We start from the raw sequence: 17,140 nt of genomic DNA on the forward strand, positions 1-17,140 counted from the left end.
GTGCGCGGGGTTGTTCCGCCGCAGCAGGTAGGCACCCTCGGCGAAGACCGTGTCGAACTGGCCGCCGACCACGTGGAAGGCGGTCGGCCGGTTCGGCCCGGCGTCGAGGACCCAGATCCGGACCCGCTGGCCGACCTTGGCGCGGAGCGGTCGGGCGTCGTACTGGTCGGCATAGCCGTTGAAGACGACCGCGTCCGGCTTCTCGGCCATGACCTTGTCGACGTCGACCGAGGCGCCCTGGTCACCGAGGTAGAGCTCGGACTGCACGAGGACGTAGCTGTGCGCGACCGGCGGCAGGTCGGGCGGGTCGATCACGACCGCGCCGAACATGCCGTTGGCGATGTGGGCCGACATCGGCATCGTCGAGCAGTGGTAGAGCCAGATCCCCGAATGCCGCGCGGTGAACCGATAGGTCAACGACTCGCCCGGCGCCAGCGTGCGCATCGGCCGGTCGGGGGCGACGTCACCGGCATGGAAGTCGATCGAGTGCCCCATCGAGGTGTCGTTGACCAGCCGGATGACGAACCGGTCGCCGATCCGTCCGTGCAGCGTCGGTCCGGGCATGGTGCCGTCGTAGACCCACAGCTGCTGGCGTACGCCGGGGGCGACCTCGGCCTCCAGGTCGCTGACGGTGAAGGTACGACGGATCACGTGGCCCTGCGGCAGCGGCGGCAGCGTCGGATCGTGGGCGGTGAACCCCGGGTCGGGCTTCGCAGCGAAGTCGAGGCGGGCTGCGGCGGAGCCGCTGCCGTCGGCCGCATCCGAGCTGCCCTGGTCCATGCCGGGCATCGTGGAGCCGGCGGAGTCCGGGGAACTGGTCGCGTCGGCAAGGGGCGCCGCGGCGCCCGAGACCCGGATGTGCAGGACCATCCCCATCTGGCGGTGGCCCGGCATGGAGCACCATCCCTCGATCGCGCGGCCGACCACCCCGACGTCCAGACGCGCGGAAGCACCGGGCGCGAGAGGCGGGGTGTGATCGCCGGAGTCGAGGACGAGGTCGTGGACGTCGCGGTCATCGGTGTTGCGGACCGTGATCACGAGCCGGTTGCCGGCTGGCACCGTGATCGTGCTGGGGCTGAACCGCATGTCGGCGGCCCGGACCTCGACCGTGGTGGTGCGTCCGGTGGCCGCGACCCCGGCGGAGGCGGCGCGGTGGGAGGCGCCGGCCAGCGCCGACGGGTCGACGGCCACCCCGACCGCCACGGCGAGCACGACGACCGAGAGCGCGGTGGCGACGAGTCCGGTCACCTGTCCTCGCGGCCGTTCCCCGGCGACGGACGCCGGGCCGGTGCGCTGCGTCTTCGGCACGGAGAGCGGCGCCGCCTGCCGGGCGCGCCGGGCCGCGCGCATGGCAAGGAACATCAGGGGCAGGAAGGCGGCGAGCGCGACCAGGATCGCCGCGGCGAGCGCGACCCGCACCCACGGCGGCACCGGCAGCAGGGCGATCGGGAGGGCGGCGTTGACGACGGTGACCCGGAGCGCGCCACCCTTGTCGAGCACGGTGTTGGCCGCGCGTACGCCGGCCGGCCCGCGCCCCACCGAGACCGGGATCAGGTAGGACAGCGCGCCGAGCAGCACCTGGGCCCCGAAGCCCACCGCCAGGGCGGGGGTGAGGGACTCGACCCGTTCATGGGCCACGTCCCAGCCGCCGGCGGTCGCGACCAGGGCGCCGAGCGCGACCACGAGCCCGGTGAGCCACCCGACGGCGGCCAGCACCGACCAGGTCGGGAAGTGCGCCGGAGCCTTCTGGCGCAGGGCGAGGACGAACGGCCGGGCGAGCAGCACCAGGCCGACGGCGTACGCCAGCATGCCGACGCCGACCAGCGGCCGGAGCCCGGCGACGCACCCCATGGCCGCGACCGCCAGGCCTCCCAGCAGCGGCCACAGTGCCCGACGCGCGGCACGCTCGGCACCGTCGGCGATGCGGGTGCGGAGCATGGTCGGCCACAGCGTGACCAGCGTGCCGAGCACGGTGAGCCCCACCCAGCCGAGCACGTTGACGATCACGTGGGCGGTCATGAGCCGCTCGTGCCACGCCATCGGCAGACCGCGCGCCATCAGCACGCCGAACACCACGCCGACCGGCAGCAGCGCCGCCGCCGCGACGTAGTAGCGGATCGTCACCGCGAAGCGGGACCCGAGGCCGCGGCGCAGCTGCCGGACCAGCGAGAGCGCGTGCCAGCCGACCGCGGCCACCACGGCGCCGGCGCCCGCCACGACCACGCCCCAGCGGACGTCGGGGACGCCGACGAGCACGGCGAGGACGCCGCCGTTGAGCAGACCCAGTCGCACGGAGCGGGCCCGGCGGTCGGCCGGCGTCACGGCGTTGTGCAGCAGGGCGTCGGCGAAGTGCTGGCTCCAGACCAGGATGGAATGCGTGATCGCGCCGAGGAGCAGCAGGTGGAGCAGCAGCCACCGCGGCGCCGGGACCTGGCGGTGGATCAACGCCACCACGACCGCGGCCAGCAGCCACAGCACCGCCGGCAGGTCGCGCAGCGGGTCGAACCTGCGCTTGTGCTCCACCTCCGCCGGGCGGGTCCCGATCCTCATCGCGCCCTCCTGCGCGTCGGACGGAGCGACCACACGATCAGGGCCGCGAAGGCCAGCAGCGCGACCTCGTTGAGGACACCGCCGACCTGCCAGGCCACGTGGACGCCCCGCGCGTCGCCCAGATAGAGCCGGACCGCCAGCGAGAGATGGAGCAGCCCCAGCGGCAGCCACAGGACCGGATGCCACGGCAGAGGCCGGCGCAGGACGGCCGGCATGATCACCGGCGCGTGCGCCATGACCATGGAGATCGTGAAGCCGAGGAAGACCGCATGGATGACGGCGTCGTACGCCGGCCCGCTGACCGCCGGTCCGAGCAGCCAGACGACGCCGGCAACGGCCAGCCAGACATAGCCGGCGAGCATGCTCGTCGCCATGAACCGGGTGAGGCCCCGGTCGCGGACCGTCCTGCGGGCGACGTCGTGGCGCGCCAGCCAGAGGGTCAGGGTCAGCAGCGCGACACCGAGCAGCGCACTGCCGGCGGCCGGCCAGAGCAGCGCCGCCACCGTGGCCCCGAGGACCGCGGCCGCCAGGACGACGAGGGTCCTCCCCGCACTCGGTCCCATCGCGAGGCGGGCCAGCTCCAGCCGCTCCCCCGCGATGGTGAGCACGAGGAAGCCGGCGAGCCACGGGACCAGCAGCGGCATCGAGGTCCCGCCGAGCCAGAGCGTCGCTGCTCCCACGGCGAGCACGACGCCCAGGGCCTCGACCAGCACCGCGTCGTCGCGCTGCCGTCGCCACAGCGGGACGTAGACCGCCCCCATCGCGACGGTCCCCGCCAGCAGGACCGACTGTCCCACCGCGATCGGGATCGGGGCGAGCAGCAGCACGCTGCCGAGCCCGAGGAGCGCGGGCGCGACCAGCGCCACCCGCCGGCGCAGCGCCACCGCGCGTTCCAGGCAGATCAGAGTTCCGACGAACCCGAGGGTCATCAGCATCCCGTGCACCACAGGGAGCCGGTCGGTCCGGACCGGTGCCGGCACGCCCAGGAGCACGAGCCCTGCGTCGAGGCCGGCGAGCATCGCCACGGCCGCGGGGAGCATCAGCCAGGCCCGGCGCCGTCCGGGCGTCGTACGACGTCGGGCCGGCGCCTCCTCCGCGCCGGTGCGGGCGGCGCGGGACGCGACGTCGGTCACCTTCGCCCGCCGTTCAGGCGGAGCACGCAGGCCCCGGGTTCGGCGAAGGGTAGGAGCTGTGCATCGGGCTCCGTCGCGCCGTACTCCTCGAGGGCGCCGACGACGAGGCCGAGGTGGACGTTGCAGACGATCGCGGGCTCCTCCTGGGCTGCCTCCAGCAACGGGCAGCGGGTCAACCGGAGCTCGGCGGTGTCGGCAGCGGCGTTGCGCTCGTCGGACCCGTCCTCCGGGGCGAACCCGAGGCTCTCGAGCAGGTCGCGCACGCGCTCGGTGGCGTGGACGCCCTCACCACGCTCGACCGCTCGGGCCGCGGCGAGGCTGTGACCCCAGTCGTGTCCGGCGTCGATCGCGTCGTCCTCGGCATGCTCGCTCGTGCGCCGCAGGGTGCGGGCGAGGGCCGCGGCGAGGCCGGCGTACTCATCGGCCGTGCTGGGCCGGGGCCGCCAGAGCCACGCGGGCCGGCCCCGGCCCCGCGGCGCGCCCCGCTCACGCGAGACCAGCCCTTCGCCGGCCAGCCCCTCGAGGTGGCCGCGGACGGTGTTCTCGTGAAGGCCCGACAGCTCGACCAGCGTCGCGAGGGTGGTCGGACGGCCCTGTTTCTCGAGCAGCTCGAGGAGGGCTCGCCGCGCTCGGGAGAGGGTCGCGACCGCGGGCGTGCGCGCGGACCTGGGACCGAAGGAGGAAGAGCCCTGGATTTCCACGGTAATAACTGTAATAAACTCAGGGAGACGGGACCAGTCCTCACGACACCACCGGGTGCCACGGTCCCGAGAAGGAGCCACCGATGAACGACGTCGTCATCTCAACCACCCCGGCCGACGCGGACGCAGTCGAGGAGATCCGGTCCCACCATGCGGAGCTGACCGGCGCACTGACCACGAAGGTGTCGGCGCTGGCCGGAGCCGTCCGTGCGGGTCAGGACGCGGGTCCCGCACGCGACGCCCTCGTCGAGTGGTGCGGCTCGGCGCTGCTGCCGCACGCCCGCGCCGAGGAAGCGGCGCTCTATCCCGCCGGCGGCGCACTGCCCCGAGCGCAGCTCCTGGTCGAGGCGCTCGTCGCCGAGCACCACGCCCTCGGCGAGCTGGTCGACACGCTCCGGCGTACGGGCGACCCGGTGGACGCGGTCGGTGCCGCGACCGCCCTGCGGGCGGTCTTCGAGTCCCACGCCGAGAAGGAGAACGCCCAACTGCTGCCGGCGCTCGCCGAGGCGACGGAGGTGTCGCTCACCGATCTCCTGGCCCGGATGCACGACACGCTGGCCGCCGACCGCCAGGACGCCGGTCGGACGGCGCAGCAGGGCGGCGGACACACCTGCAGCTGCGGCGAGCACGATCCCGCCGGCGACCCCGAGCTCGACGCCCGGGTCGTGCCGCACGCGATCCGGCACGCCACGATCTTCGGGGCGCTGGACGGCGTACGCCCCGGAGCCGCCATGGTGCTCATCGCCCCGCACGACCCGCTGCCGCTGCTGGCCCAGGTCGAGCAGCGCGACCCCGGAGCCTTCGAGGTGAGCTACCTCGAGCGCGGGCCCGAGGCCTGGCGGCTGCGCTTCGCCCGCCGCTAGGACCGGCATGGACACGACGAGGCCCGACGGGCCCACCGAGCTCGCGTGGATGGAGCAGGCCGCCTGCCGCGACGAGGATCCGGAGCTGTTCTTCCCGATCAGCGCGAAGGGCGCCGGCCTGGCCCAGGTCGCCGAGGCCACAGAGGTCTGCCGCGGCTGCCCGGTCCGCGAGGCGTGTCTGCGCTATGCGCTCGATACGGGCCAGGAAGGCGGCGTCTGGGGCGGACTCACGGAGGAGGAGCGCCGAGCCCTCCGACGACGCGGCTCCCGGGTCCGGAGCGTCGGACTGGCGCCGGCGGCCACCCCGCGCGACGCCTCACCGCCGAACGGGACCGGATCCGCCGCGACGCCGGTGAGCGTCACCTAGCCGAGGCAGAACTCGTTGCCTTCGACGTCCTGCATGACGAGGCACGCCTCGTTGTGGTCGTCGGCCGGCAGCAAGCGGAGTCGTCGTGCGCCGAGCGCCTCCAGCCGAGTGGCCTCGGCTTCCAGGACGGCGACCCGGTCCACGCCGGTCAGACCCGTTCCACAGCGCACGTCGATGTGGAGCCGGTTCTTGACTGCCTTCGCCTCGGGCACCCGCTGGAAATAGAGCCGCGGCCCGATGCCTTCGGGATCCTGGCAGGCCCACGATGAGTCTCTCTGCTCGGTCGGAAGTGAAGCGTCGAACGCTTCCCAAGAGTCGAAGCCGGGCGGGGTCGGCGGGTCGACGTAGCCCAGCACCGCCTTCCAGAATTCCGCGACCACGCGCGGACTCGCACAGTCGAAGGTCACCTGGATCTTCCTCACGGCCGGCATCGGGCCAGCCTAGACATCGGGCCACTGCCGATCCAGAGGAGCCCGGACGGTCGCGCGCGGCCGCCGAGCGAAGCGGAGCGTGTTGTCCTGCAGGCTCCTCGACCTAGGTGAGGACCCCTGTCACCCGGACACCAACCGCTCGAGCTCGGACCGCCCGGGCAGGTCCGTCGGCTCGACCAGCTCGCCGCTGCGGACGTAGTAGAACCCTGCCCGGACGGCCTCGAGCGGCACGCCCACGAGCTCCGCCCAGGCCACCCGATAGATCGCGAGCTGGAGCGGGTCGGCGGTCTGCCGCTGGTTGGTCTTCCAGTCCACCAGGAGATAGCCGGGCTCCCCGGCACCCGGCGACGGGGGCGGCTCCTCGTAGACCGCGTCGATCCGCCCCCGGACGACCTGACCGGCAAGCACCAGCGCGAACGGCGCCTCCACCCGGTAGGGCGCCCGGTGGGCGAACGGACCGCGCTCGAAGGCGGCGATGACCTCCTGCAGGTCCGACTCGTCGTCGATGCCCGCGTCGGCGCGCCCGGGCAGCTCGTCGGGGTCGAAGAGGTCCTGCTGACCGAACCGCGCCTCCACCCAGGCATGGAAGCGCGTGCCGAACCGGGCCGCGGACGACGGCGGACGCGGCATCGGTCGGGCGAGATCGCGGGCGAGCTCCTCGGGGTCGTCGCGAAGCCGAGCCATCGCGGTCGCGGACAGGCTGGACGGCAGGGGTACGACGATCTCGGGGGACCGCTCGCGGGCAGCCTCCTCGATCAGCCGGGCGATCTCGTCGTCCCACTGCTGCACGCGCTCGAGCAGCACGACGTCCTCGATCAACGGCTCGCTGGTCGTCTCGCGCACGCGGCGCGCAGCCTCCAGTCTGCGCTCGACCTCCGCGGTGTGGTGGTCGATCGGCCACGGCAGGTCGACGACGCGGTCGGCGTAGGGACTGGTCTCGGCCCTGTTGTCGACGACCTCGGCCCACCGGTCGGGCCGCGCGCCCCACCCCACCATCGCCTCACGCGTGCGCTCGAGATAGACCGACGGTCCGAGGCCGCGCTTGAGGTGGGGCGCCCACCGCCAGCAGGAGACGAGCAGACGATGGCGGGCGCGGGTCCAGGCGACGTAGGCCAGCCGGAGCTCCTCGAGCTGCTCGTGCTGCTTGCGCCGTGCCAGCAGGTCGGCGATCGCGTCGGCGTCGTGGCCCTCGAGCTGCGGCAGGTCGCGGGCGTCGCCCCGGAGCTCGGCGGGCATCACCTGAGGCACGGTCAGCCAGCTGGACCGCCCCTGGCTCGTGGGGAACTTCGTGTGGACGACGCCGACCAGGAAGACGACGTCCCACTCCAGGCCCTTGGACCGGTGGACGGTCAGCAGCTTGACCGAGTCCGCCTCGCTCGGCGTCGCGACGTCGAGACCCTGCCCGAACTCGTCCTCGGCCTCCAGCCAGGCCAGCAGGGCGGCGAGCGTGACCTGCCCGTCGACGGCCTGGAACTCCGCGACCGCCTGGAGGAACAGGTCGAGGTTGTCGCGCCGCGCCGTGGCCGCGGGGCTGACCGAGGAGGCCAGCTCGACGTCGATGCCGGTCACGTCGACGATCCGGCGGACCAGGTCGAGGATCGGCTCGCCGACGGCGCGGCGGAGCGAGCGGAGCTCGTCGGCGAGCATGCGGAAGCGCTCCCGCGCCTGCGCCGAATAGGGATAGTCCGCCTCGTCCCCGGGGTCGTCGAGGGCGTCGCACAGCGACGGGAGCTCGGTCGGGTCGGCACCGGCGACCGCCGCCTCGAGCTGCTCCTCGAGATCGCCGAACTCCTCTCCCCCGCCCTGCACGCCCGCGAGCTCGCGGCTGCGTCGTCCGAGGAGCGCCAGGTCGCGTGGACCGATCGCCCAGCGCGGGCCGGCGAGCAAGGTCAGCAGCGCGGCGTTGGCGGTGACGTCCTGGACCAGCTGGAGCGTCGCCACCACCTCGGCCACCTCCGGCAGCCGCAGCAGTCCCTTCAGCCCGACGATCTCGACCGGGATCTCCCGCGACGTCAGTGCGTCGAACACCGCCGCGGCCTGCGCGTTGTCGCGGGTGAGGACGCCGATCTCCTTCCACGACGGCTCGGGCATCGCGCGATGGGCCGCGGCCACCTCGTCCGCCAGCCAGGCCAGCTCGTCGTCGTACGTCTCGTGGACGACGGCACGCACCTCGCCCGGGGCCGCGCCCTCCTTGGTGCGCAGGCGCTCGTGCTCGCGCCCGTCGTAGAGCTCGCTCGCGAGGTGGTTGGCGACGGCGAGGATCCGCTCGTCGGAGCGGCGGTTGACCGTCAGAGAGTAGGACGGCGTGCGACCCTCCCTGGTCGGGAAGTCGCGGCCGAACTCGAGGATGTTGCTCACCGAGGCGCCGCGCCAGCCGTAGATCGCCTGGTTGGGGTCGCCGACAGCCGTGACCGGGTGGCCGCTGCCGAAGAGGCGGGAGAGCATCTGGGCCTGGGCCACCGACGTGTCCTGGTATTCGTCGAGCAGGACGACCTTGAACTTCGCGCGCTCGATCTCGGCCACTTCGGGCGACTCGACGGCGAGGCGGGCGGCCAGGGCGATCTGGTCGGAGAAGTCCATCAGCCCGAGCTGGTCCTTGAGCCGCCGATAGCCCTCGACCAGGTCGAGGAGCTCGGCCCGACGGATCGTCGCGGTGATGGCCTTGCGGACCGTCTCGAGGCGCCCCTTGACCTTCTTGCCGGCGGCCAGCTCCTCCTCCAACGACGCGGCCTCGGCCTGGAACAGGGCCCGCTCGTTGGCGTCGTAGGCGCGCACTCGCGCGGGCGTCACGAGGTGTTCGCTGAGCTCGCCGTCGAGCGCGAGCAGCCACTGGACGACGTGGCTCGGCGAGTCGCTGAGCTCGACCACGGGACGTGCGTGGCGCTGCACCGCTCGGGCCGCCAGCTGGTAGCGGCTGGCGTCAGCGATCAACCGGGTGTCGGGCTCGTGGCCGATCCGCAGTCCGTGCTCGGAGAGCAGCGCCGAGGCGTAGGAGTGGTAGGTCGCGACCGTGGGCTCCTCCGGCTCGTCGGTCTCGTCGGGATCCCGGGGCCGGCTCGTCCGGTCGGGCAGCAGGCCCGCCTGGCGCAGGCTGTCCCGGATCCGACCCTGGAGCTCGGCCGTCGCCTTCGTGGTGAACGTGAGCCCCAGCACCTCCCCCGGCTCGACCTGACCGGTCGCGACGAGCCAGACCACGCGAGCGGCCATCACCGCGGTCTTCCCGGAGCCGGCACCCGCGATCACGACCGCCGGCTCGAGCGGCGCGGTGATCGCGGCGAACTGCTCGTCGCTGTAGAGCCAGTCGTGGCCCATGAGCGCAGCGAGCTGCTCGGGGGTCTCGACGGTCAGCGAAGCCTGGAGCGCGGTCATGAGAGCACCGATCCTGAGGCGTGGGCGGGACAGAGGGCGGCGAACGGGCAGCGGTCGCAGTGGCTGCCCGGCCGGGCGACGAAGGTCTCGGAGCGGATCGCGGCGACGGCCTGCTCGAGCTGGCCGATGATCGCGTCACCACCGGGTGCCTGAGCCTGCACCTTCGGCTGGTCGCCACCGTGGCGGAGCTGGACCAGCTCCGCTCCCCCGGACGCCGCAGGGCCACCGACCAGCTCGTCGGCCGCACCCTGGTCGACGGCCAGCTGGTAGAGCCCCAACTGCGCGTGCTCCTTCACCTCGGCGGCGGTCGGAGGATATTTCCCGGTCTTGAGATCGACCACGACGACGCGGGGGGAGCCGTCCGAGCGCTCCTCCAGCTCCAGCCGGTCGGCGTACCCGTGCAGGACGACACGCGACCCGTCGGGCAGCGTCACCTCCGCTCGCAGGCGCTGCTCGAGACCGATCACGGTGCGCGCGCCGGGGCGCTGATGCCAGGCGAGGAACCGGGCGAGCGCCTCACGGACCGCCTCACGCTCGCGTGAGGCCGACCACGGCGTCCGGAACTCCAGCTGTCCCCAGACCTCGTCGACCAGCGGCATCAGGTCGTCGACGCTCGCCGCCTCGAGCCGGCCGCGGGCGATCTGCTCGGCCACGGCGTGCACGACCTTCCCGAATCCCTGGCTGGCCGTGCTGATCTCGGCGCCGCCGGCCTCGCGGCGGAGGAACCACTGGGCCGGGCAGCGCAGGATCCCCTCCAGCGCTGAGGCGGAGAGCGTCACCGGCTCGTCGACGGGGCGGACCGGCGTGAGGGAGCTCGACGGCGCCCGCATCCCCCACCAGGTGGAGGGGTCGGCAGCCGGCGCGATCGGGCGCCCGGACACCTCCGTGGTCGCGAGCGTCCGCAGCCGCGCCGCGGCCGCCTGGCGCAGCGGCTCGGGCTGGTCGGGGTCGGCGAGCGTACGCCGCAGCTCCGCGACGAGTCCGGCCATCGACAGCGGGCGCTCGGGGCGGCCGATCCGGTGGCGGATCCGGTCGGACGGCACGCCGAGCTCGGTCAGGAACCGGGACGGCTGCTCGCCGTCGTCGTCGGGCGACTTCACTGCGGTGACGACCAGCCGCTGGCGCGCACGCGTCACGGCGACGTAGAAGAGCCGGCGCTCCTCGGCCAGCATCGCGGCCCGGCTCAGCGGCGGCAGCAGCCCGCCCTGCTCGACCGGCGCGATCCGGTCGGCGCCGAGCAGGGAGTCGCGGCGACGCAGATCGGGCCAGGCGCCCTCCTGGACGTGGGCGACCACGACGAGCCGCCACTCGAGCCCCTTGGACCGATGAGCGGTCAGCAGCCGCACCGCCTCGCCCCGCACGCCGCGGTCGGCCAACGTGTCGGCGGGGATCTCCTGGGCGCGCAGCGTCGCCAGGAAGGAGGCCACCGACGTGTGGTCACGCTGCTCCTCGACCTTGGCCGCGGTCTCGAAGAGCGCGCAGAGCGCGTCGAGGTCGCGGTGGGCGAGCCGCGCCGCCTGGCCGCCCGTCTCGGTCGCCTGGCGGAGCCGGCGGCCCCAGTCGGTGCCGTCCCAGAGCACCCACAGGATCGTCTCCGCGTTGGCTCCCTCCGCGACCTCGGCCCGGGCGCGCGCGACGAGGGCGGCGAGCCGGGCGGTCCGTCGCGCGGCCGTCCCGTCGCCGGCGTCGACCAGCCCGGGCTCGAGCACGGCTCGCCGGAGCAGCTCGGAGGCGGAGGTGTCCGGGTGGCGCGCGCGCAGCCCGCGCACCAGTGCCCGGACGTCGGTCGCGTCGAGCCCACCCAACGGTGAGACCAGCAGCTCCTCCGCCCGATCGGCCCGGACGTAGCGGTCGTCCTCAGGATCGTCCACCTCGGCGTCGACGACGAGCCCCAGCGCGTTGAGAAGGACGACGACGGCGGGCTCACGCACGAGCGGCGTCTCGTCACTCGCGACCTCGACGGGAACGCCCGCGGCTGTCAGCGCGCGCCGCAGCTGCGGGATCGAGCTCCGCCCCGACCGCACCAGCACCGCCATGTCGGACCAGCCGACGCCGTCCTCGAGGTGGGCCCGGCGCACGAGGTCGGCGATGTGCTCGGTCTCCGCCCGGGCGGTGTCGAAGGTGGCGATCTCGACCGCGCCGGGGCCGAGGTCGCTCGGCACCGGCTCCGGGTTGCGGAACGCGGCGTACGCCTCGGCGGGGATCGCCCCGCGCACGGCGATCCCGGCGGCGATCGAGCGGGACGCTCGCAGCAGCCGCGAGCCGAACCGCCGGGTGCGGCCCAGCGGCACGACAGGGGCCGGCCGGCCCTCACGGGTCGGGAAGGCCCGCGGGAAGTCGAGGATCCCGCGCACGTCGGCGCCGCGGAAGCCGTAGATCGACTGGTCGGGGTCGCCGACCACGACCAGGTCGCGGCCGTCACCGGCCAGCGCCCGCAACAGCGCGACCTGGCTCGGGTCGGTGTCTTGGTATTCGTCCACGAAGACGCACGAGTAGGCCGTGCGCAGCTCGTCGCGATGTCGCTCGGCCTCGATCACCCCACGGGTGATGAGGTCGGGATAGTCGATCGCGGACTGGCTGCCGAGCACGTCGAGGTATTGCTCCAGGAAGAGACCGGCCGCGACGAACTCGGGCACCGACTCGGCGCGACCGAGCTCGACCAGCTGGTCGGGGTCGAGACCGCGCTCGCGGGCGCGGGCGATCACGGCCTGCACCTCGCGCGCGAAGCCACGCGTGCCGACCGCGGCCTTCAGCGAGTCGGGCCAGCGGACCGACTCGGGGTGGTCGGTGAGCAGCTCCTGGAGGACGACGTCCTGCTCCGGGGCCGACAGCAGCCGGAGAGGAGCGGCGTAGAGCTCCACCGGCGCGTAGCGCCGCACGAGGCCGTAGGCGAAGGAGTGGAACGTCGAGGCCAGGCCGCCCGACATCGTCCGCCCCAGCCGCGCCGTGACCCGGTCACGGAGCTGCTCGGCGGCCTTGCGCGAGAAGGTGAGCGCGAGGATCTCGTCGGGCCGCGCCCCGCGTCGCTCGATCCGGTCGACGACCGCCTCGACGAGCGTGGTCGTCTTGCCCGTCCCGGGGCCGGCGAGCACGAGCAGCGGCCCGCCCGGGTGGTCGACCACGCGCCGCTGCTGCTCGTCGAGGGCGGGCGCCGCCGCCGTGGTCGGCGGCGGCTCGAGGCGGTACGTGGTCATGGCGCAACCCCATCATGGACTACCGACAGCCCGGGTCGCCGGACGCCCGGGCGACCCGACGCCGGGCCGCACGCGCCAGCCGGGCGGACGCCCCCTCGGATCAGCTCGGGACGGTCCGCTCACCCTCCGCCGGCGACGCCTCGACGGCCTCCTCCGGCTCCTCGTCGAAGCGCGGGTCGGCCATGAGGTACTGACCGAGGAGGCCCGGCCGCTTGCGCTCCTGGCGCCGCGGCTCCGGGACGAACCGCCCCTCGACCGTGTCCCAGAACGCGTCGGCGATGCGCATCACGCGGCGCGCCACCCACCCACCCGGACCGGTATGAGGCAGGAAGGGGTGCGGTCGCGACGGCGCGCGCTCCTCCGCGGCGGCGAACTCCGCGGTGATCTCCTCCAGCCGGTCGTCGGAGAGGTCCTCGCCGAGCTGCTCGACCAGCCGGCACTCCTGCGCCCACTGCTGGTCGATGGCCTCCTCGACGTCGCCCCAGACCGCGTCCCAGTCGAACGCCGTCTCATAGGCCGAGCCGAACTCATGGGCCTTGACGTGGGCGAGGACCACCTCGAGCTCCTTCTCGGAGCCGAGATAGTCGTGGACCAACTGGCTGCCGTCCCCGCACATGTGCCGCACGCGCGGCAGGATGACCTGGTCGACCGCGTGCAGGTGCTTGCTCGTGCCGGAGAGGAAGAGATCGATCGGCGGACAGCCCCGGCGGGAGATCTCCGGCCGGTCGATCGTGGCGCGGGCGGAGACCAACCGCTCGCAGAGCTCGTCGTGCGTGTGCTGCAGTGCCTCCCGGAGGCACGTCGTCGTACCCATGTCGCCTCACCTCGCTGTGCGTGGCGTGTCTTCCATCGTGCTCCGTTCCGACACGAGCGGCAAGGCACCGGGGTTCAGGCCAGCGGCGAGCGCTCGTTGTAGGCGCCGGCCTCCTCCTGACCGGTGAGGTCGCGGATCGCGGCCATGATCTCGTCGGTCAGCTGCCGGCGCGCCTTCCCGAGCGGCACTTTGTCGAAGCGTCCGGCGACCTCGATGGGCTCGCCGAAGACGACGGTGATGGGCGCGAGGCGGAACCCGTTGGCACCGACCGGCTGGACCTTCTCGGTCCCCTTCAGCCCGACGGGTACGACGGGCACGCCGGCCGTCAGCGCGAGGTGGGCGACCCCGGTGCGACCGCGGTAGAGACGCCCGTCGCGCGAGCGCGTCCCCTCGGGGTAGATCCCGAACGAGTCGCCCCGACGCAGCACCTCGAGCGCCACGTCGAGCGACGCGATCGCGGCCTGCGGGTCGTCCCGGTCGACGGGCAGCATCCCGATGCCCTCGAACCACAGCCGCTGCAGGAAGCCCTTCACCCCGCGGCCGGTGAAGTAGTCGGACTTGGCCAGGAAGTGCACCGGCCGCGGCGACGTGCACGCGATGACGACGGAGTCGACGAAGCTGAGGTGGTTGCTGGCGAGGATCACCCCGCCCGAGCGCGGCACCCGGTCGCCGCCGCTCACCTTCGGCCGCCAGATCGCCTTGAGGAGCGGCGGGAGGATCAGGTGGAGGACGCGGTAGATCACGGGAAGGATCATCCCGCGCGCCGGCCGCGGACGTCAGCGGGGGCCGTCTCCACGAGACGGCCCCCACTCCCCCACCCGTCGCGACGACGGTGGGTCACTGGCTCTTCGCGGCGTCCACGAACTTCGTCGTGTAGGTCTTGCTCAGGTCGATGTCGTCCTTCTTGGCCTTGACCTGGTCGTTGAACGTGCCGAGGACGTCGAGGACCGTCCGCGGGCCGCTGTCGGGCATGACGCCGTCGGTCGTGAACATCTGCTTCGAGGCGGCGATGGCCTTCGTGTAGAGGTCCATGTCGCCGCCGGCGTAGTCCTTCGGCATCTTCGCCGCGATGTCGGCGGCGGAGTGGCTGCCGATCCAGCCCAGGGTCTTGACGAAGGCGGTGGCGACCTTCTGCACCGTCTCGGAGTTCTTCTCGACGTAGCCGCAGTCCATGTAGAGCGACGACGCCGGATAGAGGCCGCCGAGCGCCTGCTGGGTGCCGTCGACGGTGCGCATGTCGAGCAGCACCTTGCCGGCGCCCCGCTGGATGACCTGCTCCACGGTCGGGTCGGTCGTCATGCCGGCGTCGATGCCGCCGTTCTGCATCGAGGAGAGGAACGTCGAGCCGGCACCGGCCGTGACGGTGGCGTAGTCCTTGGTGTCCACGCCGTTCTTCGTGGCGAGGTACTGCGTCAGGTAGTCCGTCGAGGAGCCCGGCGAGGTGACGCCCAGCTTCTTGCCCGTGAAGTCGGCCGGGGACTTCAGCGACCCGGCGGCCTTCGTGGAGACCATCTCGACCTCCCCCGGCACCTTGGCGAGCTGGACGACGCTCTCGATGCACTTGTCCTGCGCCTGGAGCGTGACGGTGTGGTCGTAGAAGCCGACGACGCCGTCGACCTGGTGGGCCACGAGCTCGGTCTCGGCGCTGGCGCCGGACGGCTCGGTCATGAGCTTGACCTTGACGCCCTCGTCCTTGAAGTAGCCGAGCTCCTGGGTGAGCATCGCGGGCAGATAGATGACCTTGTCGATGCCGCCCACCATGATCGTCACCTCGTCCCCGCCCGAGGCGTTGCCGGCGCTGGAGCGCCCGCACGCCGTCAGGGAGGTGGCGGCGACGAGCACGCCGGCGACGGCGGCGACTGCCTTGGTCTTGCGATTCATGTCGTCCTTCTTTCGGTGGGGCCTGCCGCCGGATGCGCGCGGCGGTGCTGCGGGAGTGAGGAGTACGACGGCCGGGCCGGTGCCTCAGGCACCGGCGGCCTGCGAGGAGGCGGGCGGGCGCCAGGAGGTGAGCCGCTTCTCCAGCTGCGTGATGAGCCACTCGGCGACGAGCGCGATCACCGTGGTGACGAGCATCCCGGCGTACACGCCGGCGGCGTCGAAGTTGCCCTGGGCCTGGTTGATGAGGAGGCCGAGGCCGCGGTCCGCGCCGGTGTACTCACCGACGATCGCGCCGATCAGCGCGAAGCCGAAGGCCACGTGCATGCTCGCGAGGATCCACGACGTGGCGCTGGGCAGGATGATGGTGCGCATCAGTGCCCACCGGCCCGCGCCGAGGATCCGGGCGTTGTCGACGAGGGTCCTGTCGACCTCGCGCGCCCCCTGGAAGGCGTTGAAGAAGACCGCGAAGAAGACGAGGACCAGCGCGGTCGCCACCTTCGAGGTCATGCCCAGCCCGAACCAGATCACGAAGAGGGAGGCGAGCACGATGCGCGGGATGGCGTTCGTGCCCTTGATGAACGGCGAGAGCACCTCCGCGACGAAGCGTGCCCGACCCAGCAGGACCCCGAGCACCACGCCGAGGACCGTGCCGAGGACGAAGCCGAGGACGGCCTCCTCGAGTGTGGCGACGATGTTGGTCCAGATCGAGCCGTGGGACGTCCCATCGGTGAACCAGACGACGAGCTTGTCCCAGATCTTGCTCGGCATCGAGTAGTAGAACGGGTCCATGAAGGTCCGGCAGGAGAGCTCCCACGAGCCGAGCCAGAGGACCACGAGAAGCACGCGGACGCCGTTGACGGTCAGCTTCGAGTGACCCGACCTCCCGCGCACGAAGTCGAGGAGCTTGAACGGCGCGCCAGTGGGTGCATTCACGGGAGGCGTGACGGTCGGGGTGACGTGCTGGTCAAGCGACATTGCTGGCTCCTCGGGCTCGGGTGATCTCGACCTCTTCGCGCAGGCTGTCCCACACGCGGCGATAGAGGTCGGTGAAGGCGGGCGTCAGCCGGATCTCCTCGACCTTCCTCGGCCGCGGGAGGTCGATCTCGACGACGTCCTTGACGGTGGCGGGACCGGCGGTCATGACGACGACGCGGTCGGCGAGCGCGATCGCCTCGGTCAGGTCGTGGGTCACGAAGACCACGGCGGCGCCGGAGCCCGACCACAGCCGCAGCAGCTCGTCCTGCATGAGCTCGCGGGTCTGGACGTCGAGCGCGCCGAACGGCTCGTCCATGAGGAGGACCGTCGGCTCGGTGATGAGCGTCTGGGCCATCGCGACCCGCTTGCGCATGCCGCCGGAGAGCTGGTGGGGGTAGCGGTCCTCGAAGCCCGCGAGACCGACACGCTGGATCCAGTCGCGGGCGCGCTCGTGGGCCTGCTTGGCCGGCGTCTTGCGGTAGCGCAGACCGAGGGCGACGTTGTCGAGCACGGTCTTCCACGGGAGGATCGCGTCGCTCTGGAACATGTAGCCGACGCCGTCGGGGATGCCGTCGACGGGCCGGCCGTCGACGGTCACGGTCCCGACCGTGGCGGGCTCGAGACCGGAGACGAGCGACAGGGTCGTCGACTTCCCGCAGCCGGTCGGACCGACGACGGTGACGAACTCACCGCGGCGGACGTCCATGGTCACGTCGTGGATCGCCGTGAACGGCTTCCCGCTCTTCGTGCCGAACGTCTTGGTGGCGTCCCGCAGACTGATGGCGAGGTCTGCGCCGCTGCCGGCGCTGCTCTGGCTGGTGGTCATGGCGCGCCACGCTAGGAGTCGATGTGACCGCCGCCA

At 72.8% G+C, this 17,140-nt stretch carries 12 protein-coding genes and 2 pseudogenes; 3 read left to right on the plus strand and 11 right to left on the minus strand.

Going from position 1 to position 17,140, the window contains the following annotated elements:
- The 3 genes from AB3X52_RS17065 to AB3X52_RS17075 form a co-directional block, all read right to left on the minus strand.
- On the minus strand, positions 1-2,550 hold a 2,550-nt coding region (locus tag AB3X52_RS17065), incomplete at its 3' end, for a multicopper oxidase domain-containing protein (protein WP_367995299.1).
- Entirely contained in the window at positions 2,547-3,683 is a 1,137-nt protein-coding gene (locus AB3X52_RS17070) for a DUF8744 domain-containing protein (RefSeq protein ID WP_367995300.1), read from the minus strand. The genes AB3X52_RS17070 and AB3X52_RS17065, both read right to left, overlap by 4 nt.
- Complete coding sequence (locus AB3X52_RS17075; RefSeq protein WP_367995301.1) at positions 3,680-4,384, minus strand: helix-turn-helix transcriptional regulator; 705 nt, start codon at positions 4,382-4,384, stop codon at positions 3,680-3,682. The genes AB3X52_RS17070 and AB3X52_RS17075 overlap by 4 nt, the downstream gene beginning before the upstream one ends.
- 83 nt (positions 4,385-4,467) lie before the next feature.
- Between AB3X52_RS17075 and AB3X52_RS17080 the strand changes: the two are divergent.
- The 3 genes and pseudogenes from AB3X52_RS17080 to AB3X52_RS17090 all read left to right on the plus strand — a co-directional run.
- Positions 4,468-4,872: pseudogene (locus AB3X52_RS17080) on the plus strand (hemerythrin domain-containing protein); the annotation flags it as partial.
- Between the two features lie 66 nt (positions 4,873-4,938).
- Positions 4,939-5,247, plus strand: a complete 309-nt coding sequence (locus tag AB3X52_RS17085; RefSeq protein ID WP_367995323.1) for a DUF2249 domain-containing protein — start codon at positions 4,939-4,941, stop codon at positions 5,245-5,247.
- Between the two features lie 7 nt (positions 5,248-5,254).
- Positions 5,255-5,524, plus strand: a pseudogene (locus AB3X52_RS17090) (WhiB family transcriptional regulator); the annotation flags it as partial.
- A gap of 86 nt (positions 5,525-5,610) precedes the next feature.
- On the opposite strand, the gene AB3X52_RS17095 reads toward AB3X52_RS17090, so the two are convergent.
- The 8 genes from AB3X52_RS17095 to AB3X52_RS17130 all read right to left on the minus strand — a co-directional run bounded on the left by AB3X52_RS17095 (position 5,611) and on the right by AB3X52_RS17130 (position 17,104).
- Complete coding sequence (locus tag AB3X52_RS17095) at positions 5,611-6,045, minus strand: VOC family protein (RefSeq protein ID WP_367995302.1); 435 nt, start codon at positions 6,043-6,045, stop codon at positions 5,611-5,613.
- Between the two features lie 120 nt (positions 6,046-6,165).
- Complete coding sequence (locus AB3X52_RS17100) at positions 6,166-9,414, minus strand: ATP-dependent helicase (RefSeq protein WP_367995303.1); 3,249 nt, start codon at positions 9,412-9,414, stop codon at positions 6,166-6,168.
- Complete coding sequence (locus AB3X52_RS17105) at positions 9,411-12,608, minus strand: ATP-dependent helicase (RefSeq protein WP_367995304.1); 3,198 nt, start codon at positions 12,606-12,608, stop codon at positions 9,411-9,413. The genes AB3X52_RS17100 and AB3X52_RS17105 overlap by 4 nt, the downstream gene beginning before the upstream one ends.
- A 100-nt stretch (positions 12,609-12,708) precedes the next feature.
- On the minus strand, positions 12,709-13,422 hold the full coding sequence (locus AB3X52_RS17110; RefSeq protein WP_367995305.1) for a hypothetical protein: 714 nt from the start codon (positions 13,420-13,422) through the stop codon (positions 12,709-12,711).
- Between the two features lie 74 nt (positions 13,423-13,496).
- Complete coding sequence (locus tag AB3X52_RS17115) at positions 13,497-14,165, minus strand: lysophospholipid acyltransferase family protein (protein ID WP_367995306.1); 669 nt, start codon at positions 14,163-14,165, stop codon at positions 13,497-13,499.
- Between the two features lie 94 nt (positions 14,166-14,259).
- A complete protein-coding gene (locus tag AB3X52_RS17120; protein WP_367995307.1) occupies positions 14,260-15,303 on the minus strand; it encodes an ABC transporter substrate-binding protein in 1,044 nt (347 codons plus the stop codon).
- Between the two features lie 84 nt (positions 15,304-15,387).
- Positions 15,388-16,278: an ABC transporter permease gene (locus tag AB3X52_RS17125; RefSeq protein WP_367995308.1), complete on the minus strand. Its 891-nt coding sequence runs from the start codon at positions 16,276-16,278 to the stop codon at positions 15,388-15,390.
- A complete protein-coding gene (locus tag AB3X52_RS17130) occupies positions 16,268-17,104 on the minus strand; it encodes an ABC transporter ATP-binding protein (RefSeq protein WP_367995309.1) in 837 nt (278 codons plus the stop codon). Before AB3X52_RS17130 ends, AB3X52_RS17125 begins: the two co-directional genes overlap by 11 nt.
- Between the last annotated feature and the right edge of the window lie 36 nt (positions 17,105-17,140).

The organism is Nocardioides eburneus (assembly GCF_040838215.1).
Classification (GTDB): Bacteria; Actinomycetota; Actinomycetes; order Propionibacteriales; family Nocardioidaceae; genus Nocardioides; species Nocardioides eburneus.